Here is a 22,197-nt window from a genome sequence, read left to right as displayed (position 1 = left end):
GGGAAGGGCTGTTTCGCGCGCGCAGCGATTGCAAGTGGCGCCATCTTGGGGAAAGTACTTGCCAGCACGATACCACTTTTGCGCGTGCGATTTTTTTTGAAAGCGTTCATGCACACCTTGGGAGGGTGTCATTTCTTATCGTTTCCCCCATAGCCGCTTTCGCGCGGTCTCCGGTCGCGAGTTGCTGTCCACCTCTTGCGTGGCAGCGCTCATTGCAGGTACCGGCTCCGCCGCTGCACAGGATGCAACCTCCCAGGTCGAACGCTACTGGGGCGCATGGGGCGAAATCGGCGCCCAGGCCGGAACGGAAGCCGCCTCCTTCCTCGAAGGGTTCATGCCCATCGGCCAGGACGGGGACAGCGTCGTCTTCCTCGACCTGCGTCTCGACTACGGCGAGAACGCGCGCGGCTCCATGTCGGTCGGCTTCGGCGCGCGCGAGCTGGTCGCCGACGACCTGGTGATCGGCGCCAATGCCTTCGTCGACGTCGTCCGCACGGAAAACAGCGAATACCACCTCGGCGCCACCTTCGGCCTCGAGGCCTTCACGTCCATCTTCGACCTGCGCCTGAACGCCCATGTCCCGCTGGGCGCCAAGAAGGTGCTGGGCAGCCGGACCGTGACCACCGGCGTCAACGTTGTCGGCAACCAGCTGGTCGAGCAGCGTGCCCAGATCGAGCGCACCGAAGGCCTGCTGTACGGCCTGACCGGCGAGCTCGGTGCCCTCTTCGATTCTCCGTTTTCCGAGAACCAGAAGCTGCGCACCTATGTTGGCGGCTATGTCTACGACCGCAGCGGCTTCAAGATGGAGACCGGCGCGCGCGTCGGCCTCGAATATCAGGTCAACGATGCCCTCGGCATTTCCGGCTCGCGCCTGACGCTGGGTGCCGAGCTCGTCTACGACAAGGACGACGAGTTCGACGCGATCGCCTCCGCGCGCTTCCGCATGCCGCTCTTTGCCGGCCAGACGGACGACGGCAGCGAGACCCGCTCGCGCCTGTCGCCGATCCGCGAGCGCATGGCCGAAGGCATCCGCCGCGACAAGGGCATTCGCTCCGCCACCCGCGCGCGCTCCTCCGCTCTTGCCAATATTCCGGTCGTCAACCCGACCACCGGCCGGGTCTACGGCGGCATCTACTATGCCAACCGGTCCGGCGGCGGCTCGGGCAGCTTCATCGACCCGACGAGCCTTTCGGCGGCCATCACCAGCGCCGGCACCGACGGTATCGTCGTGGTGCTGGGCGATGACGGCACGGTCACCACGACCGGCGTCACCATGCAGTCCGGCCAGGTGCTGGTCGGCGGCGGCGAGAGCATCGCCGTACGCCTGTCCAGCGGTCTGACCACCTCGTTCCTGACTTCGGGCACCGCCGGCACCATCGACGGCGATCCGGGCATCACCACCGTCACGCTGGCCGACGACGTTCTCATTCGCGGGCTGACCCTGCAGGGCGGCAGCACGGTGATCGGCGGCAACAACGTCTCCAACGTCACCCTGTCGAACCTGTCGATCCAGAACGCCACCGACGGCGTCAGCATCACCGGTGCGACCAATGCCACGCTGAACAGCCTCACCTTCAGCGGCATCACCGGCACGTCGATCTTCCTGAACAACGAAGCCGCGACCCTGTCGAACATCACCATCGACGGCGGCACCAACGGCATCTCGATCGCCAACAACACCGGCACGACCCGGCTGTCGACGATCAACATCTCCAACGTGACCGGAGATGCGCTGTCCTTCGACAACAACGGCGGCATCATCAACGTTGCCAACCTGACGGCGACGAACACCGGCGACGACGCGGTGGTCATCACCGGCGGCGGCACGTTCAACTTCACCGGCACGACGACGGTCGACGGCCTCGGCGCGGGCGCATCCAGCGACGGCTTCGATCTCTCGGGCACGACGAACGCGACCATCGTCGCCGGCCATGTCGACATCACCGGCCTGGGCGGCGGTACGGGCCTCAACCTGGCCGGCGGCGACGCCTCGGTCACGATGGCCAGCCTCGACGTCACCGGCACCGGTGTTGCCGGCTCACGCGGCATCGACATCTCCGGCACCCAGAACGGCCGGACGGTGACCATCACCAACGGCGGCAACATCTCCAATGTCGGCACCGGCATCGTGCTCGGCACCAACGGCGCGGCAGGCACTGCGGCCGACGCCATCTTCACCTTCGGCGGCGGCATGGTTGCCGGCAACGTGTTCGCGCTGGACGGCATCGGCATCCTGTCCGGCACCGGCAGCTACGGTTTCGGCACCACCGCCTTTACCGGCGCCTTCAATTTCGACATCAGCAGCACGCAGAATTTCTACGTCTCCGCGAGCGGCACCGGCGACGGTTCCTCGACGAACAATGCCGCCTCGATCGCCACCGCCATCGCGCAGGCCGGCAGCCTCGGCGCCGTCAACTTCATCCTGATCAACGACGGCTCGGCCATCGACACGTCGGGCCTGACCTTCACGCTCGCCAACGGCCAGAGCATCGACACGTTCGGCGGCGGGCGCACCTTCACCGAGGCCGGCTACCTCATTCCGCTGAACATCACCGGCGACAACCTGCCGACCGGCGGTGTCACCATCACCGATCCGACGGGCCTGGGCGCGGCAACGCTGACCAATTCCGGTGGCGGCGTCGCGACCCTGTCGCTCGCCAATGGCAACGCGGTCCGCAACATCACGGTCGGCAACGCTGCCGGCAACGCCATTTCCGGCTCCGGCATCGCCGGCGTCACCATCGCCGGCGTCACCTCCACCGCCGGCATCTCGCTCGCCAATACATCCGGCTCGGTCATCCTGACCGATGTCTCGGTGAACAACGGCAGCGGCACCGGCCTGTCGCTGTCGGGCAACACCGGCACCGTCACCGGCAGCAATGTCGACATTGCCGGCGTGAACTCTCTCGCCGTCTCCGGCGGCAATGCCGCCATCACCTTCGACGCCGACAGCTCGATCACCAATACCGGCGGGGCCGCCGTCGAGATCACCGGCCGCATCGGCGGCAGCTTCAGCCATTTCGGCTCGATCTCGTCGAACGGCGGAACCGCATCCGGCATCACCATCGCCGGCGCGACGGCGGCCAGCAACGTCACCTTCGGCGGTCTGGTCTCGCTCGGCACCACCACCGCGCTCGGCGGCGGCAGCGGCCTCAGCCTCGACAACAACGGCCAGTCTTCGACCATCGCCTTCACCGGCGGGCTCGACATCGCCACGGCCGGCTTCGACGCACTTTCGGCGACCGGCGGCGGCTCGCTCAACATCTCCGGCGGCTCCATCTCCGCAACCGGCGGCAGCGCGGCCTCCATCGGCGGCGGCATCGCCACCAACATCACGCTCTCCAGCGTCACCAGCAGCGGTGCTGCTGGCGATGCACTGTCGCTGGCGCTCGGCACCGGCAGCAGCTTCACCGTCACCGGCGCCACAACTCTGTCCGGAATGGGCGACGACGGTATCGACCTGTCCGGATCGACCGGCGGCAGCTTCAGTTTCGGCGACGTCGACATCACCGGCCTCGACGCAGGCGCCGGCCTCAACCTTGCCGGCGGCGATGCGACGCTCACCATGTTGAGCCTCGACGTCACCGGCACCGGCACCGCCGGTTCGCGCGGCATCGACATTTCCGGCACGCAGAACGGCCGTACGGTCACCATCACCAATGGCGGTAACATCTCCGCTGTCGCGACCGGCGTCGTGCTCGGCACCAATGGTGCGGCAGGTGCGGCCCCCAGCGCCAACTTCACGTTCGGCGGCGGCAGCATCTCGGGCAGCAACTATGCCCTCGACGGCATCGGGGTGAATGCGGGCGACGGCACCTATGCCTTCGGCTCGACCGCCTTCACCGGCGGGTTCAACTTCGCCGTCAACCTCTCGAACAACTACTATGTCGCCGCGACGGCGACCGGCACCGGCGATGGCTCCTCCACCGACAACCGCGCCTCCATCGCCACCGCCATAGCGATGGCCTCGACGCTTGGCACGGTCAATTTCGTGCTGATCAACGACGGCTCGGCCATCGACACCTCGGGCTTGACCTTCACGCTGGACGACGGCCAGACCGTCGACACATTCGGCGGCGGTCGGACCTTCACCGAATCCGGCTTCGTCATCCCGCTGAACATTACCGGCACCAACCTGCCGGCCACCGGCATCGCCGTCTCCGATCCGACGGGCCTGGGCGCGGCAACGCTGACCAATTCCGGTGGCGGCGGCGCCACGCTGGCACTCGCCAACGGCAACGCGATCCGCAACATCATCATCGGCAGCTCGGCCGGCAATGCGGTTTCGGGCTCCGGCATCGCCGGCGTCACCATCAGCGGCGTCACCTCGACCGCGGGCATCGGCCTGACCAACACCACCGGTGCGGTCACGCTCACCAACCTTGCGATCTCCAACACCACCGGCACGGCGCTGTCGCTGGCCGGCGTTGCCGGCAACGTCACCGGCACAAATGTCGACATCACGGGTGTGAACTCGCTCGCCGTTTCCGGCGGCAACGGCACGATCAGCTTCGACGCCGACAGTTCGGTCCTCAACAGTTCGGGTGCCGCGGTCGCCATCACGGGACGTGTCGGCGGCAGTTTCAGCCATTTCGGATCGATCTCGTCGAACGGCACAACCGCATCCGGCATCCTCATTGCCGGCGCGACGGGCGCCAACAGCGTCAACTTCGGCGGCCAGGTCTCGCTCGGCACGACGACCGCGCTCACCAGCGTCGGCGTGAGTGTCAACAACGGCGGGACTGCGTCCACTGTCGCATTCGACGGCGGTCTCCAGGTCGTCACATCTGCGACTGCCGCGCTTGTCGGCTCGGGTGGCGGCACCTTGCGGATTTCCGATGCGGGCACGGAAACGCTGTCCACGACGGACGCGATGGCGATCAACATCTCCAACATGGCCGTGGACATCACGTTGGACGAGGTGAATGCGACCAACGCGAACATGACCTCGGTTCTGCTGCAGAACCTCGACGGGTCGTTCGCCGTCAACGGCGGCACGATCAACACGATTGCCAGCGGCAGCTCGTTCAACAGCTTCAACGTCATCCAGAACGATGCCGGCGCAACCCGCGCACTGTCGCTTGCCGTCGACAACCTGACCATTGTCCACGAAGCGTCCGGTGCGACAGCCACTCCCAGCGAGCACGGCGTCGTCGTCACCACCAGCGGTGATGACAGCGCTGTCGTCGCGATTTCCAATTCGACGTTCCAGGTCGAGGACACCGGCGTCCGCATCATCGGCAACAACGGGCTGATCACCGTCACCGACTTCGCCAACAACACGCTGCTGGGTTCCGCGACGGCCTTCGATCCGAGCCTCTTCGGCAATGGAGTGAACTTCCAGGGCGTCACGTTCGATTCCGACCTGTCCACCGCAGGCCTGCAGGCCGTCAACGGCGGGACCTTTACCGCCGGCACTCCGGGTCTCGCCGTCAGAAGCGCCGTTTTCTTCGAGAGCACGGCAAACCCAAATATCGGCCGGATCGACTTCACCAACTACAACGTGAACGCGGTGAACCAGGCGCTCACGCTGGGGTCGGGCAACCCCGGCCTGACGGTCGGGATTGCCGATGGCGAGGTCACGGGCGGCCAGATGTTCCTGGGAACCGGTTTCGGCCTGGCGAATGGCGACATCACCCTGTCGAGCCTGACGCTGGGCGGGACGACGACCGGCCGGCTTTACGCGGACCAGTTCGCCGGCTCGTTCACTGTCACCGGTACCACAACCATCAACGCTCCGGATCGAGTCAACTTCACCGGTCCAGCCTATTCCCGCACCCCTGCCACCGGCATCCAAGTAACCGCGTCCTCGGGTGCCTTCAACTTCAACACGCTGACGGTGGCATCGACACCGGGAGCCAACCTGACAACCGGCGGCTCCACTGTCGGCATCGATCTGTCCGGCAACAGCGGCACGTTCACCGTCACGGGCACGACAACCATCTCCGACACGGTGGAAGATGCGATCCGCATCACCAATACCAGCGGAGCGATCTCCTTCGGGCGGACGGTGATCAACAACCCGCACGCCACCCCGCTGCCGACAGGCACCCCCGTCCCGTCAATCGAGGCGCGCAGCGCCGCCATCGACATTTCCGGCACGATCACCGGCGACATCTCGTTCGACGAACTCGACATCACGCTGAATTCACCGGATTCCACCGGTGTCGAGCTGACCGGCGCGACGATCAACGCCACCGTGAGCGCCGACACGTTCACAGTTGCCGGCAATGCGTCTACCGGGACCGTAGCGGTCGATCTGCGCGGGGCGCTCGGAGGCGGCACCGTCCGTCTCGGCGACACTGCGGCCGGCGGCAGCTCGAGCTCGATTTCCGGCGTCCACACCGGCGTGTTCCTCAACAGCGCGACCAATCTCGACTTCACCTATGGCGATGGCGAGGATGCGGTCGACACCGGCTCGACGATCTCGGCGACGGTCGCCATCGATGCCGGCAGCGCCCCGGTTGCCGGCACCTACAATTTCCGCGACGTCGCCTTCTCGACCAGCCCGGGCAACGGCTTCAGCCTCGGCCGGATCTACTTCGTTGATGCTGACGGCGCGGTCGGCGGCGGCGACGGCTCCGGCTCCGACGCCTCCAACCCGATGACGCTGGCGGCTGCCGAGGCGGCCATTGCCGCGGGCGACATCATCGTCCTGATCGACAATGGCGACGTCATTACCGCCCTGGGCAGCAATGCCAATGATACGCTGAACCTGCTCGACAACGTGCAGCTGCTGAGCTTCGGCGACGGCGCCGGCGGCAGCCAGTCCGTCGCAGTCAACATCACGGCGCCGCCGACCATCCTGCTGTCTGCGACGAGCATCGTCATCGCCGACCCGACGGGCAACGGCGCGGCGACGCTGACCACTTCGGCCGGCAACGACGTCGTCACGCTCGGCTCCACCGGCAACCGCATTTCCGGCGTGCATCTTGAAGGCAACGGCACCGCCTCGCGCGGTGTCCACGACGTCGCCGGTGCCAGCAATACCGTGATCGAGCGCTCGCTGATCAGCAACTTCTCGACCTACGGCATCGAGATCACGCCCTCGACCAACACCACGATCGACGGCGTCACCTTCTCCGGCAATACCGGCGACGTCTTGCTCAATGCCGCCAATTCGACCCTGCGCAACATCACGTCCACCGGCTCGGGCGCAAACGGTTCGATCACCCTCGACAACACCACCGGCACCACCACGCTGGAGAACATCTCCATCACGTCGGGCGCACATGGACTGACCTTCAACACTGCCGGCGGCACCATCAACGCCACCAATGTCGATGTCGCCGGGACAACCCTCAACGCGATCGCCATCACCGGCAGCACCGCCGACTTCAACTTCGATGCCACCAGTTCGATCGACGTCACGCAGGGCAATGTGCTCTTCATGCTCCAGATGGGCGGCGGAAGCCTCACCCATGCCGGCACCGTGGTTGCCAATGGCGCGAGCAGCGCCGGCATCTCGTCCTTCAATGCGACGGGCGCCCATTCCGTGTCCTTCACCGGCACGGTGGATTTCGGCTCAACCACGGCGATGGGCGGCGACGGCCTGTTCATCGACAACAACGGCCAGACGGGCACGTACAGCTTCACCAATCTCAACATCAACGTCGAAAGCGCCTTCGGCGTGGTCTTCCAGCAGGGCGGCGCGCTCGGCATCGCCGCCGGCACGGTCGCCGCCAATGCCGGCCGGGGCATCAACCTTTCCAACACGGCGATCGCCGCCGGCGGCATCAACCTGACATCGCTGTCCAATACCAATGTCGCGGGCGCGGCTGGCATCGGGCTGAACAACCTCACCGGCGGCGCCTTTACCGTCTCCGGCACGACCACGGTTTCAGGCACCACCGGTTCGGCCGTGTCGCTCGCCAATGTCGCGGCGAACGTCAACCTGGGCACGGTCGACATCTCCGTCACCGGTGGCGACGGGCTGCTGCTCAACGGCAATTCCGGCACGCTGACCACCGGTGACATGACCATCGCCATGGGCACCGGCGGCAACGGCATCCGCGCCACCGGTACCAACGGTGCCATGACCTTCGGCAATGTCGACATCACCGGTGTTGGCGCCTCCGCGACAGGCCTCAACCTGTCGGGCGGCACGTTCGACGGCGAGATCACCTTCGCAACGCTCGATATCACCGGCACCGGTCAGGTCGGGTCGCGGGGCATCGATCTCACCGATTACGACAACAGCCAGGACGTGGTGACCACGGGATCCGGCACGATCCAGGGCGTGCAGTTCGGCGTCGACCTGACCAATGCCAATATTGCCGACGGCGTGCGGTTCCAGTACGGCGACGGCTCGGCGCCGGTGGCCAGCACCATCGACACCTCGGCGGTCGCCGGCAACATCGCCATCGTCACCACCGGCGTCACCGCGACCGGCGAGTACGATTTCGAGGACGTCGGCTTTGCCACGAGCAACGTCACGAACCTCCAGGGCGCCAACTACTTCGTCGTCGACACGAACGGCACGTCCGGCACCGGTACATTCTCCGATCCCGGTACGATATTCCAGGCGATGTCCTCCGGCGCCGATGTGATCGTGCTGGTCGATGCGACGACCGGCGGCGTGCAACAGACCATCGATCTCAGCACTGCATCCCTTACTCTTTCGGACGGCCGGGCACTGCTCGGCATGGCTGGCGGCGACAGCGTCGACCTCACGACGCTGGGCATTGCCGCCGGTGGCGCACCGGCGAGCGTCCTACTTACCGGTATCGCGTCCAATTCGACGATCACCGCCCCGGGCAGCTTCGACACGGTGGTTCCGATCCTGACGTCGGCGGCAACCGGCGCCACGGTGCTGATTTCGGGATCGGTAACAGTCCAGAATGTCTCCATCGCCAATACCAGCATCAGCGGCCATGGCATTGGAGTGGGCTTGAACGCGGCATCGAACGTCAACATCCGTTCCAGCGCGATCTCGACAGCCAGCTTCTTCTCCCGCGCCATCCACGCGTCCACTTCCGCCGGAGCATCGGAGCTAAACCTGTCGGATGTGACGCTGACGGGCGGCCTGCTCCTGGACGGCTCGGGCGGAGGCTCGCTGACGGCGACGGCTACCGGCACCAACACGATCACCACTTCGGGTGCCAGGGCGCTGGATCTCACCTCGGTCGCCATCGGTGCCGGAAATTTCACGTTCGACCAGATCACCTCGACCGGCAATCTGGCGGGCATCGAACTCGACACGGTGTCGGGTGCCGGCGGCATCACCATCCAGAACGCGAGCTTCAACCGGTCGGGCACCACGACCTACGACGTCGTCAGCCTGAATAACCTCACCATGACCGGCGCGCTGACGATCGCAAATCTGGACATCGATTCCAGCAACACGCAGAGCTTTGCCGGCGTGCAGACGACGGGCGCCAGCACCTCGACGATCAATATCGGCACCGGTGCGAACGGCGTGACCATCGACGACACGCAGTTCGGTTTTCTGTTCAACGGCTCGCACGGCACGGTGAACATCGGTACGGCGGGAGCGGGCGTACAGATCTCCAGCCGCGGCTCGGCGATCTCGTTCAACAACAACAGCACCGGCACGTTCCAGGTCGGCCATGCGGGGGCGACATCCACGATTGCCGTCAATGCAGGCAGTTCGCAGGCCTACGGCATCGGTTACCAGACCTCCGATGCCACGGTCACAGTCACGAACATCGACATCAACGGCACCGGCACGGACACGCTCTCCAACGGCATCCAACTCGTCGACAATGATGCGGTCGGCTCGTTCACGCTGGCCGGCACCAACACGATCGATGCGACCGGCGGCAACGGCGTCTTGATCCAGAACGCGAACGCCTCGATCTCCGGCCTGACGCTCGGCGCGTCCGCGACCGGCGCGGTGGACGACATCAGCGGCTCCGGTATCCTCATCAATCAGACCGGCGCAATCTCGAACACCGTGACGCTGTCCGACATCGTGATGGGTGCAGGCGGAAACGGCGACACCGGAGATATCTCCGGCGCCGGCATCCGCATCGCCTCGGTCGGCACCGGCGTCCTGACCTTCAACCTCACCGGCACCAACACCATCCGCTCGACCGGCCAGGCGCTCGATGTCGAAGAATTCGGAACTGGAACCGCCAACAACCTTCTGCTCTCGATCGACAACACGACCTTCGAGAGCGCGGCGTCCGGCGTACCCACCGTTCAAATCGTTGGCCAGAACGTCTCGGCCACCGAAAGCTCGATCGGCATCCGCTCCTTCTCGGGCAACACCGTAATCGGCAACGGCACCGGCGGCGGGATCCTGTTCCAGGCGGTCGACTTCGACAGCGACGGCGCAGGCGGTGCAGTCGCCGGCGGCACGCTCAATGTCGGCCAGGGCACCGGCAATCGTGTGGCTGGCGACGGTGTTTCGTTCATCGACACGACCGGCGAACTCGGCTTCACCACGCTGAACATCTTCAACAATGGCGGCACCGGCCTTGAGGTCGATACCAAGACGAACGGCTTCAATACCGTCTTCACGCTGAACGGCGGCGGGTCCGGCACGGTCGACACGACGGGCGGCACGGCGCTGTTCCTCGATCCGCTTACGATGAACCTCACCTTCGGCACGGTGAACTCGACCAACGCCGCCGGTTCGGGCGTCTATGTCGAGGGCGGCAACGCGACCGCGGCCGGCAACAACGCGCTGACCATCGGCACGCTGAATGTCACCGGTTCGGCCGGAGCCGGTCTCAGGATCACCGGTTCGACCGGAACGTTCAACCTTGGCGCGACCACCATCAACAATGCCGGATCGGCCGGCGCGGGCGTCGACATCGACCTCGGCGCGGGCAACACGACCACGGTCAACTTCACCGGCGCGCTCGATATCGACACGGATGCCGGCACCGGCTTCGACGCAAACGGCTCAGGCGGAACGCTGCTGACGCTGAATGTCGCAAGCAGCGGAACGCAGGCGGTCAACACGGCGACGGGCCGCGGCGTCATCATGAACACGGTCGCGGTCGGCACGGGCGGAGTCTTCTTCGACACTGCGGCCGCCTCCGGCCTGTCCAGCGGCAACTTCGTCGACCTGCAGAATGTCTCCGGCGGCACTTTCCGTGTCGCGGACACGAGTGTGTTCGATGTCAACGGGACCGGCGTGCGGATCGCCAATTCCTCGGCGGACTTCATTTTCAACGGCCTCGTCCTCGGCAACACCGGCACGCCGGGTTCGATGACCTACGGCATCGATCTCGACGGCAACTCGGGTTCGTTCACCACGACCGCTTCGAGCATCATCTACTACGCCCAGGACGCCGGCATCCGGATCACCAACGCCCAGTCGACATTCGTCGCCGATTTCCAGGCGCAGATGGAGGTCTCCAACCGCAACGACGCCGCTTATACGGCAGGGGGCGACGGCCTTCTCCTGCAGAACAACAATGCGGCCTCGCAAACCACATTCACCAGGTTCGTCCATACGGATTTCCAGCGGAACATCGGAGGGGGTACCACCACCGCCAACGGCCAGGGCATCAATGCCGATAGCGGCGGCATCCTCACGATCCTCGGCGGCAGCGTGAGCACCAACAACGCGCTCGGTGCCGGTGTCGCCTCGATCGACATCCGCAACACCACGACAAACGTCACGCTCAACTCCGTGTCCATCGACAATGACGATTTGGGCGAGAGCGGCGGCGGCATTTATCTCGAAAACAACGCCGGCAGCTTCACGCTCGAGGCGGCGTCCAATTACTCAACGAGCAATTCGATCGGTCTCTATGCCAACAATGCCGGCACCGTAACGCTCGGCAACGTCTCCGCCTTCAACGTCACGTCTTTCGGCGGCGGCCGCGCGCTCGACATCCGCAACACCGCGATGAACATAACGCTCGGCACCATCAACAATCCCGGCAGCTCGGGCTCGCCGATCAGGCTCAGCGACGGCACATCGGGTTCTCTGACGACCGGCAACCTGAGCCTGAGCAACGCGGCCGGTACGGGTCCGACGATCCTCATCTCGGATCTGGCCGTGGGGACCTCCGTCACGTTCGGCGGCAGCGCTGCCGTCACCAGCGGCGCCAACACCGCCGTGTCGCTCGCCAACAATGCGGGGTCGACGATCAACTTCAGCAATGGCGGGCTCGTCATCAACACGACGTCGGGAACCGGCTTCCTGGCGACCGGCGGCGGCACCGTGACGGTCACGGGCACCGGCAACACCGTGGATACCGGAACGGGCACCGCCGTCCAGTTCGTGAACACCCAGTTCGGCGCGGCCGGCGTGACCTTCCAGTCGATCAACACCAACGGCGCCGTCAACGGCATCGTTCTGGACAGCACGGGGAACACCGGAGGCTTCGCGGTCACCGGATCGGGCTCGACTCTGGGCAGCGGCGGCACGATCCAGAACTCCACCGGCAGCGGCATCATGCTGACCAACACCTACAACGTGGCGCTGACCAACCTCGACATCACCACGACCGGGGTCCACGGCATCTTCGGGTCCATCGTCACCAATCTCGACCTGACGCGCGTCCGTATCACCGATGCCGGCAACGCGGCAGACGAGAACGGCATCTTCCTGCAGAACCTCCGCGGAACAGCAGCAGAAGGCCTGGATAGCCGCTTCGACAGCGTCACCATCACCGGCGCCGCAGATGCAGGTATCGATATCGCCAACAGCACGGCAACGGCCTCGGGCGACACGTCCAATCCGGACCTTCTGACCATCGTCAATTCGACGATCTCCAACTCGGGCGTCCTCGGCTTGCTCGCCCAAACGAGTGACACAGCGGGCAACCTGCGCATCGACATGTCCGGCTCGACGCTGACCAACAACGCCTCGCGCGGCGTCGCTGCAAACGCCAGCAACGGCAACCTGCAGCTCAACCTCACCGGCGGCAACCAGCTTGTCCCGGGCGGTGGCGGCACGCAGTTCGTCGGCGTGGCAGGCACGGCCACCGGCAACGGCCAGTTGTTCTTCAACATCACCGGCAATACCATCACCCAGGCCGGCACCGCCGGCACGGGTCCGGCGATCATCGCGCTCAACGCCAACGACACCGGTCGTCTGCAGGGCACGATCAGCGGCAACACGCTGACGACGACGACAGCGGCAGGAACGCCGATCGACGGCATCGTCGTCACCAACTCGGGCAGCGGCAACAATGCCGTCACCATCCAGAACAACAACATCACCATCAATGACGGCTTCGGCATCTTCGCCAGCGGGCGCGATGCAGGCACCGGCCGCCTCGATGTCCAGGTCCTGAACAACACGATCAACGTGAACGGCACCGACATCGCCAATACCGGTATCGACCTGCGCAACCAGGGCACGGTCGGCCAGACGGTCTGCTTCCAGGTCCAGAACAACACGATCTCGACAGCCCCCGCCGGCAATGGCGACATCGTTATCGAGAACTCTGCCTCCGGCACGTTCCTGATCCAGGGTCTCGGCGGCACCTTCAACGAGGCGGCGGACTTCAATCCGGACACGCAGACGGTGGAGATCTTCCTTACCGGCCAGCAGTCTTCGGTGACGACAGGCAGCTTCATCAACCCGTTCTCGGCGTCCACGACCTTCGGCACCGGGACCTGCAACACGCCGACCGCTCCGTAGGCATCGATCGTATCACCGCCGCTCCGAAAGGGGCGGCGGTTTGCCTTTCCCGGAGCACTCGCCCCGCCTAACGTCGGGTTTCCACTGTGGCACCTGCCGCCCCGCTTTCCGGAAGCGCAATCCCAAAGCACATTTTATTAATTAAAGGTTGTATAATTCGCGATTAGGTAAATACTTTTCGCAATATAGTGGTGCTCTTTGCCCTTGATATCGACTGGAAATTGTCACAGGATCCGTGCGCAATCATTTTGGCCGGGCTTTTTCAAGACTAGTTTTCCCGGTCACGGCTCGCGACACACGAAAGCGCCTGGGAGGGCGGAATGTCAGAACCGTTTCTTGCGGAAATCAGGATCATGAGTTTCAACTTCCCGCCAAAGGGATGGGCCTTCTGCAACGGTCAGCTTCTGCCGATCAACCAGAACCAGGCTCTGTTCGCCCTGCTCGGGACGACCTATGGCGGCAACGGGACGACCAATTTTGCTCTACCCGATCTTCGCAGCAGGGTACCGGTGCATGTGGGAAGCGGTTTCACCCTCGGCCAGCGCGCCGGCGAGACAAGCCATACGCTGACGACACCCGAGATGCCCGAGCACAACCACCTGCCGATGGCTTCGGCAACGGCGGTCGACACCAACACTCCGACCAACAACTATCTCGGCAACAATCTCGGTCTGCTCTATGGGCCGCTTGCCAACTCGGTCACGATGTCGCCGAGCAGCCTCTCGAATGTCGGAGGCAGCCAGCCGCACCAGAACATGCAGCCGTTCCTGACGCTGAATTTCTGCATTGCGCTGCAGGGAATCTTCCCGTCGCCAAATTGAGCTTCACCTTTTCCCAAAAGCGAGGGAGGCCCTCATGTCCATGCCCTATATCGGCGAAATCCGCATGTTCGGCGGCAATTTCGCGCCGCTCGGCTGGGAGTTCTGCAATGGCCAGTTGCTGTCCATCGCCGAGAACGAAACGCTCTTCAATCTGATCGGCACCACCTATGGCGGCGACGGGCAGAACACGTTCGCACTGCCCGACCTGCGCGGCCGTCTGCCGCTGCATTTCGGACAAGGCCCCGGCCAGCCGGCCTATGTGTTGTCGGAATCAGGAGGATCCGAAGAGGTCACATTGACCCAGCAGCAGATCCCGAGCCACTCGCACATGCTGGTCGCCAACAAGGCGACGGGCACGGAAGCGTCGCCGCAGAACCACGTGCTGGCCTCGGCGGCTGCCGGAGATCCCTACTTCGCCTCGCAGACACCGCCGCCCTCCACCGAGTTGGGCCCGAATGCGATCCAGGTTACCGGCGGCAGCCAACCACACAACAACATGGCGCCCTATCTCGCCGTCAGCTTCATCATCTCGCTTTACGGCATCTATCCTTCGCCGACCTGAGAGGTTCACAATGTCCGATCCTTTCGTTGCGGAAATCCGCATATTCGCTGGCAATTTCGCCCCCAAGGGATGGGCGTATTGCGATGGTCAGCTGATGCCGATCTCGCAGAATACCGCCTTGTTCTCGCTGCTGGGCACTACCTATGGCGGCGACGGCAAGTCGACCTTCGCGCTGCCAGACCTGCAGGGCCGCTCGCCCATGCAGCATGGCCAGGGGCCCGGCTTGAGCTTCCGACATCTCGGCGAGTCGAGCGGCAGCGAGACCGTGACGCTGCTCCAGACGGAAATGCCGCAGCATACGCACCGGGTTCAGGCCGTGGCGCGTAGCCAGTTCACTGTCGGCAACACCAACGCCGTCGAAGGCAACTTGCTGGCCTCTCCGCGTACCGGCAACCAGTACACGGCCGGGCCGGCAGGCGAGATGATGGCGCCCCAGTCGGTCGGCGTGAACGGCGGCAGCCAGCCGCATAACAACATGCAGCCGTATCTAGCTCTGACGTTCATCATCGCTCTGCAGGGCATCTTCCCGCCGCGCCCGTGACAACGCGCAGCATGCCGATGCCGGAGCGCAGGCCATGAGCGAGCAAACCCGGGATTCGGACGGTTTCGACCGCCCGGATCCCGTCATATCGGCAGGCGATCCGCTGCCTGTGCTGCCACGCGCCGCCGCGCTGGGAATGGTCTTCCGCCGCATGAGGCCGGAAGCTGATCTGCCGTTTCTCTTTCGTCTCTATGCCTCGACCCGCGAGGACGAACTCGCGCCGGTGCCCTGGAGCGCAGAGCAGAAGGCCGCCTTCCTGGCGCAGCAATTCCAGGCGCAACACAGCCACTACATGCAGCACATGCCGCAGGCGGACTGGATGGTCATCGAACTGGCTGGCCAGCCTGTCGGGCGGCTTTATCTCGACACGCGGGAGACCGAGCTGCGCATCGTCGATATCGCCCTCATGCCGGCGCAACGCGGCCGTGGGCTCGGTCGTGCAATCCTGGAGGATGTTCTGGAACTGGCCGAGCGGGGCGGGCGCGGCGTCGGCATCCATGTGGAGCAGTTCAATCCGGCCATGCGCCTCTATCAGCGCCTTGGCTTCGTCAAATGCGGCGAGACGGGCGTCTATCACCTCATGCGCTGGGACCCGCCGACGCCGGAGTGAAAACGCCGGCCAGCACGGGCGCGCCGTTCAAGGTCTCGGCACCCGCTCGCAATGCCGGCTTCTCGGCCAGGGGCAGATCAGGTGAACACGGCCTCGTAGAGACACCCGTTCGCATCGTGGCCGACCGGCACCAGAAACAGCTCCAGCTCGGCCCGGTTCGCAGCATCAGCGGTCCCGATCTCCAGCCGATAGGTTCCCTGCTCGATGAACGGGGTCTGCGGGCCGCGAAAGATGATCGAGAACGCACCTCCATCCCGCAGTCCGGCGCCGCTGCCCATCTTCTGGATCTCGTCGATGGACAGCTCCAGCGACCCGTTCGCGGCCACCAGCAACACCGGCTCGGAGCGAACCGCCTCGAAATCCGCCAGCGTCACCCCCGCAATGTCTGCCAAGCCGCTCATGCTTCCCCCTCGTGTTTGTCCGTGATGCTGGCGCGCGGCTGACGGCGCAGCCGGGGCACCGGGAAGCGGCCGAAGCCGAGATCGATCACCCGCGCCCCCGGTGCGCGCGCCGGCCCGTCGGACGGCTGTGCCAACACGCCGCCGTCGCGGATCGCCGCCAGCGTCGCCTCGACCAGCGGAGCGAGCCCGCCTTGGTTCAGCGCGCCGAGCATCAGCAGCGTATTGGCTGCAGCGCCATCGAAATTCCAGCCGCAATCGATGAACTGGCAGCCCTCGAGCACCGGCAGCGGACCGCCTTGATAGAGCATCCGGCACTCACGAAAGATGCAGGCCCGATAGACCGCTCCGTCGAGGCGAATGTCCTCCCCGCTGAAGCTGATGCCCGTATGGCTTTCGCCATCTCCCGCCATGCGCCCCCCGTTCCGCTCCGGTCTGGCGTCCTCGATGGACAAACCGCCATCCTGCAACCTTATTGAAGGCGGGATGGCCTAGGCAACCAGCCGTTGGACTTGTACAAGAAATTCGCCCCCTCTCGTTGTGGGGCACATGCCATTCAACACAAATGCATAATCGAGGACGGACCAGGATGACCAGCACTCAAGCCGACACGGACACCCCGCGCCCGGCGCCGGGAGGGCCGTCCACCTTGCCACTTTTCTACAGCAGGCCGGAAGCGCTGCGGGCTGATCGCCATGGCGAACTCGGTGTCGATCTTGCGCCGGACTATCGCTTCGCCGCCAAGACCCACGCTGTGCCGCTCAACGCCATCGAGTTCGGCATCGCCGCCCGGCACTATCCGATCGTCTTTGCCGCCGGCACCAATCCGCCGGCAGCCGTTGCCGTTCTGGGCCTGCGCCAGGACCGCAATCTCTTCGTCGACGAGAACGGCGCCTGGGCGGCCGACACCTACGTACCGTCCTATGTGCGGCGTTACCCGTTCATCCTGGCGCGCAACGACGAGGCGAGCGAGTTTGCGCTGTGCGTCGACAGGGCCAGCGACAAGGTGCGCAACGACGGCGAGACGCGGTTCTTCGACGGCATGGAGCCGACCGAGGCCGTACGCAAGGCCCTCGACTTCTGCGCCGCCTTCCAGCGCGAGACGCGCGAGAGCGAAGCCTTGATGCGCAAGATCGCCGAGCACGAGCTGTTCGCGCCGAATGCCGGGCGCTTCACGCTGCCGGACGGCGAGGTGCTCAACGTCAACGACTTCAGCATCATCGATGAGGCGCGCGTGAACGCCCTGTCCGACGAGGCCTTCCTCGACCTGCGCAAGGCCGGAGCGCTGCCGGTGATCTACGCGCATCTGTGGTCGATGCGGAACTGGGCCGATCTGGTCCGCCGCACGGCCGACAGCTGACGCTTTACGAAGCGGCTTTTCGCTCCAAACGAAAAGGGCAGGTCCTCACGGGCCTGCCCTTTCGATTTTCTGCCGGTCATTCCGCCGCCTGTCAGCGGCGGCTCCGCGGCGTCCGCCGGTCAGCTGCCGAGCTGACCGTAGGCGGAGGTGAAGCCGATCAGTGTCACGGGGATCGCCAGGTCCTGCTGCTGCGCGGTCTTGAAGGCGACGATCAGGCGCTGGCCCTTCTTCAGCGAGGCGAGAAGCTCGTCGCTGATCGCCGTGCCGGCATAGGCGCCGTTGGCATCGCTGGTCTGGATCGCCATCGGCACCGGCTCGCCCTCGTCGACGCGGATCTGGGTGCCGGCCGGGAGGAACACGCCATGCGGCAGCGCCAGCACCAGCGCGTGGTTCGGCGCGCCCTCGCGCGGCTCGACCACCACGGTCAGCAGCCGCTGGCCGCCTTCCTGCATGACAATGTTCTGCAGCGCGCGGCAACGCTTGGGAGCCTTGTCGGTTGCCTCCGAGCACTGGACAATCCAGTTGGGCGCCGCCGCGCCTTCCGCCGGCTTGGGCGCTGCATCCTGCGCCGCGGCCGAGCCGAGGCTCGCGGTCACGAAAAGGCCGGCGAGCGCGGCACAGCGGGCAGAAGAAAGGACATGTCGAAGATCAAAGCGCATGGGCGGAGTATCCGTGAACTGGTGCAGCCCGCAGGGCGGGCGGTTGCAATCGGAGCGCGATCCTAAAGCAACGCGAGCAAATGTGAAGCCTGCCCGGCGGGCCCACGCCCGCTTGTCCTCGGGCAAGCCTCGTCGCCGACGGCCGAAACTGCCGCAAAGGCAAGTTCATCGCCGCGATGCAGCATGAATATCCGACTTTCCGAAAGCACCCGGACCGCTGCGGAAAACTGCAATCATGACGCTCATTGCATCCATGCAACACTTCAATCAGTTTTTAACTGCTGGTTCCTAAGCTCTGGCAAACAAAGGGCAGATGGGGGCCTGGCGGGGATATGGCGGCACAGGATTCATCGGTTCGGCATCTGGCAGCGACCGGCTTAGCCGTCTCGGCCATGCTTGTCGCAACGACTGTCGCCGCCTCCGCGGAGGAGGCCGAGAGCTTCGCTTCGCTGCACCGCACCCTCGACTTTGTATGGGTCCTGCTCGCCGCCGGGCTCGTCCTGCTGATGCAGGTCGGCTTCCTGCTGCTGGAAGCAGGCATGGTGCGGTCGAAGAACTCCATCAACGTCGCACAGAAGAACCTCCTCGATTTCACCTTTTCCGTGCTGGTTTTCGCCGGGGTCGGCTTCATGTTCGCCTTCGGCGCCGGGTCCGGCTTCGGGGTCGGCTACGATCCGGCCCTGTTCATGCTCGGCGGAGTGGATTCCTGGGGGCTCGCCTTCTTCGTCTTCCAGGTGATGTTCTGCGGCACGGCGGCGACCATTGTTTCCGGCGCGGTCGCAGAGCGCATGCCGCTTGCCGCCTATATCGCCTGCTCCGTCTTCATCGCGGGCCTCGTCTATCCGATCTTCGTGCACTGGGCCTGGGGCAACGCGCTCGGCGAGAATACCGGCGCCTTCCTCGCCAATGCGGGTTTCGTCGACTTCGCCGGCTCCACCGTGGTGCATGGCACCGGTGCGTGGATCGCGCTTGCCGCCTGTCTCGTCATCGGCCCGCGGATCGGCCGTTTCGATGCGCAGGGTCGGCCGGTCCGCTTCCAGGGCCACAGTCCGGTCCTGGCCACCACCGGCGCCCTGCTGCTGTTCGTCGGCTGGATCGGCTTCAACGGCGGCTCGACGCTCACGGCCTCGCCCGACATTGCCCATGTCATCGCCAATACCGTGCTGGCGGCCGCCGCAGGCACCTGCGGAGGCTATGTCATCGCCTGGGCGCGCGAGGGCGTGCTTTTGCCCGAGAAGGCGTTCACCGGCATGCTCGGCGGCCTCGTCGCCGTCACCGCCGGCTGCATGGTGCTGCAGACGCAGGGGGCGCTCGCCATCGGTCTGGCTGGCGGTCTTGCCGCCGTCATCGGCGTTTCCGTGCTGGAGCGGCAATTGTGCATCGATGACGCGGTCGGCGCCATCGGCGTGCACGGCATTGCCGGCGTGGTCGGCACGCTCGGGCTTGCCCTGCTGGCCCCGATCGAGAACCTGCCCGCCGGCGGCCGCCTCGCCCAGCTCGCGGTGCAGGCGGGCGGCGCGGCGCTGAACTTCGTCTTTGCCTTCGGTCTCGGCCTTGCCTTCTTCCTGGTGCTGAAGCGTGTCATCGCGCTGCGCGTCGACCGCGAGGGCGAGATCCGCGGACTCAACGAGGCAGAGCACGGCACCAGGCTGGGCATCGGCCATGTGGAGGATGCCGTTGGGCGGCTGGTCGAGGGGCACGCCGATCTCAGCCTGCGCCTGCCGGTGGAGCCGGGAGACGAGGCGGAGCGGATGACCCGCCTGTTCAACCGGCTGATGGACTCGATCCAGAACGAGGAGCTTGCCCGCGGGCGCAAGGCGGAGCTGCGACGGGCCGAGGAGGAAGCCGAGCGGCTCACCGCCCTCGCCAATGCGACGTTCGAGGCGATCGTCATCTCCGTGCGGGGGCGCATCATCGACGGCAACCATGCGCTGGAACAGCTGATGGGCTGCTCGCTCGACGAACTCAAGGGCACCGACATGCTCGGGCATATCGCCCAGGAGGACCGGGAACGGGTTCGCGAACAGCTGTCGCACAAGGAAAGCGGGCCCTACGAGCTGCACATCATCCATGCCGACGGGACCCGCATCCCCGTGGAAGTGCGCGCCCGTGAGGTTCTGTATCGCGGCGAGCGAACCCGCGTGTCGGCGATGGTCGACCTGCGCGACCGCAAGAAGGCCGAACAGCATATCCGCCACCTGGCCGAACACGATCCGCTGACCGACCTGCCGAACCGCACCGTGTTCTCCAACCGGCTGGCCGCCGTCCTGGCCGACGCCCGCCGACGCGACGGCTCGGCCGCGGTGCTGATGATCGACCTCGACCGGTTCAAGGAGATCAACGACGTGCACGGCCATCTGGCCGGCGACCAGGTGATCCGCGCGACCGCCGACCGGCTGCGCGCGCTCGTACCGGCCAGCGATACCATTTCCCGTCTGGGCGGCGACGAATTCGCCATCATCCAGCACCAGATCGCCTTCGCCAACCAGGCCGCCGATCTCGCCCACCGGCTGGTCCATGCCCTGTCGCAGCCCATCGACTGCGGCAACGGCTTGACGCTGCGCAGCGGGGCCAGCATCGGCATTGCCGTCAGCCCGCTGCATGGCGAGGACACCGAGATCATCGTCTCGCGCGCCGATACGGCGCTCTACAAGGCCAAGAATCTCGGCCGCAACACCTATTGCCTGTTCGAGGAAGGCATGGATGCCGCGCTGCTCAAGCGCCGGCTGCTGGAAGCCGACCTGGTGCAGGCCATCGAGCAGGAGGAGTTCGAGCTCTACCTGCAGCCCAGGCTCGACCTGCGCAGCAGCTGCATCGGCAGCTATGAGGCGCTGATCCGCTGGCATCACCCGGAAAAGGGGATGATCAGCCCCAACGACTTCATTCCCGTCGCCGAGCAGTCGGGCCGGATCATCGCCATCGGCGAATGGGTGCTGCGCCGCGCCTGCGCCATCGTCCAGGCGCATCCGGAAATCCCGCGCATCAGCGTCAATGTCAGCCCGCTGCAGTTCCGCGACAAGCACTTCATCGAGACGGTGCGCGACGTGCTGGAGGCGACCGGTCTCGCCGCCGGGCGGCTGGAGCTGGAAGTCACAGAAAACGTCCTCATCGACGACGACCGGCGTGCGCTGCAGATCCTCACCGCGCTGAAGGCGCTCGGGGTGCGCATCGCCCTCGACGACTTCGGCACCGGCTATTCCTCGCTCGGCTATCTGGCGCGCTTCCCCTTCGACGTGATCAAGATCGACCGCTCCTTCATCCGGGCGATGCGCAAGACACCGAGCGCGCGCTCCATCGTGGAGACCATCGTCCGGCTGGGCGACGCGCTCGGCATGAGCGTCGTGGCCGAAGGCGTCGAGGAGGCGGACGAACTGCGCGTTCTGGCCGAGGAAGGCTGCAACGAGGTGCAAGGCTACCTGATCGGCCGGCCCGCCCCCTTGTCGAAGCTGCAGACGCGGCTCGACCAGGCAACCGTCGCCCTGCTGGTGGCCATGCGCTGCGCCGCGCCCGACGACGACAGCGTCGACCGCCCTGCCGTGCCTGCCCTGCGCAGCACCGCCGGACGCATGCGCGATACGCTCACTTCGCGCGCGCCGCATCCTTCGAAACGCCGCACCGTTCAGGTTCGCGGCGGCGATTGAGGACGCCCGGCGACCGTTTCAAAACTTCGTGT

The 22,197-nt window shown here is 65.5% G+C and carries 10 protein-coding genes; 7 read left to right on the top strand and 3 right to left on the bottom strand.

The features are described from left to right. The first annotated feature begins 199 nt into the window (after positions 1–199). The 5 genes from ACVJ6E_RS20180 (at position 200) to ACVJ6E_RS20160 (ending at position 16,107) form a co-directional block, all read left to right on the top strand. The gene (locus ACVJ6E_RS20180; RefSeq protein ID WP_120270359.1) at positions 200–13,573 is read left to right on the top strand and encodes a hypothetical protein; all 13,374 of its coding nucleotides are present in this window, start codon (positions 200–202) and stop codon (positions 13,571–13,573) included. Positions 13,574–13,893: 320 nt separating this feature from the next. Beyond that, positions 13,894–14,394 carry a phage tail protein gene (locus ACVJ6E_RS20175; protein ID WP_067223661.1) on the top strand — a complete coding sequence of 167 codons (501 nt, stop codon included), beginning with the start codon at positions 13,894–13,896 and terminating at the stop codon, positions 14,392–14,394. A 34-nt stretch (positions 14,395–14,428) separates the two neighbouring features. Then, positions 14,429–14,956: a phage tail protein gene (locus ACVJ6E_RS20170; RefSeq protein ID WP_120270361.1), complete on the top strand. Its 528-nt coding sequence runs from the start codon at positions 14,429–14,431 to the stop codon at positions 14,954–14,956. A gap of 10 nt (positions 14,957–14,966) precedes the next feature. Next, positions 14,967–15,497, top strand: coding sequence for a tail fiber protein (locus ACVJ6E_RS20165; RefSeq protein ID WP_120270363.1), 531 nt, complete (start codon positions 14,967–14,969; stop codon positions 15,495–15,497). Positions 15,498–15,531: 34 nt separating this feature from the next. Further along, a complete protein-coding gene (locus tag ACVJ6E_RS20160) occupies positions 15,532–16,107 on the top strand; it encodes a GNAT family N-acetyltransferase (RefSeq protein ID WP_120270365.1) in 576 nt (191 codons plus the stop codon). 77 nt (positions 16,108–16,184) lie between these two features. Here ACVJ6E_RS20160 and ACVJ6E_RS20155 read toward each other — a convergent pair whose 3' ends face one another. Together ACVJ6E_RS20155 and ACVJ6E_RS20150 are read right to left on the bottom strand one after the other, a co-directional pair. After that, the gene (locus ACVJ6E_RS20155) at positions 16,185–16,508 is read right to left on the bottom strand and encodes a DUF6916 family protein (RefSeq protein WP_120270366.1); all 324 of its coding nucleotides are present in this window, start codon (positions 16,506–16,508) and stop codon (positions 16,185–16,187) included. After that, complete coding sequence (locus tag ACVJ6E_RS20150; RefSeq protein ID WP_147421907.1) at positions 16,505–16,960, bottom strand: hypothetical protein; 456 nt, start codon at positions 16,958–16,960, stop codon at positions 16,505–16,507. Before ACVJ6E_RS20150 ends, ACVJ6E_RS20155 begins: the two co-directional genes overlap by 4 nt. A gap of 134 nt (positions 16,961–17,094) precedes the next feature. Between ACVJ6E_RS20150 and ACVJ6E_RS20145 the strand changes: the two genes are divergently transcribed. Then, on the top strand, positions 17,095–17,865 hold the full coding sequence (locus ACVJ6E_RS20145; protein WP_120270370.1) for a SapC family protein: 771 nt from the start codon (positions 17,095–17,097) through the stop codon (positions 17,863–17,865). Positions 17,866–17,984: 119 nt separating this feature from the next. Here the strand turns inward: ACVJ6E_RS20145 and ACVJ6E_RS20140 are convergent, their stop codons facing one another. Then, entirely contained in the window at positions 17,985–18,524 is a 540-nt protein-coding gene (locus ACVJ6E_RS20140) for an invasion associated locus B family protein (RefSeq protein WP_120270372.1), read from the bottom strand. A 392-nt stretch (positions 18,525–18,916) separates the two neighbouring features. On the opposite strand from ACVJ6E_RS20140, the gene amt reads away from it, so the two are divergent. Then, a complete protein-coding gene (gene amt / locus ACVJ6E_RS20135) occupies positions 18,917–22,165 on the top strand; it encodes an ammonium transporter (RefSeq protein ID WP_120270374.1) in 3,249 nt (1,082 codons plus the stop codon). Positions 22,166–22,197: the final 32 nt, after the last annotated feature.

It is taken from the genome of Stappia sp. G46H5W (assembly GCF_058448995.1).
The sequence above is the reverse complement of the archived record's forward strand: the minus strand, read 5'-3'. Positions and strand labels throughout refer to the sequence as shown.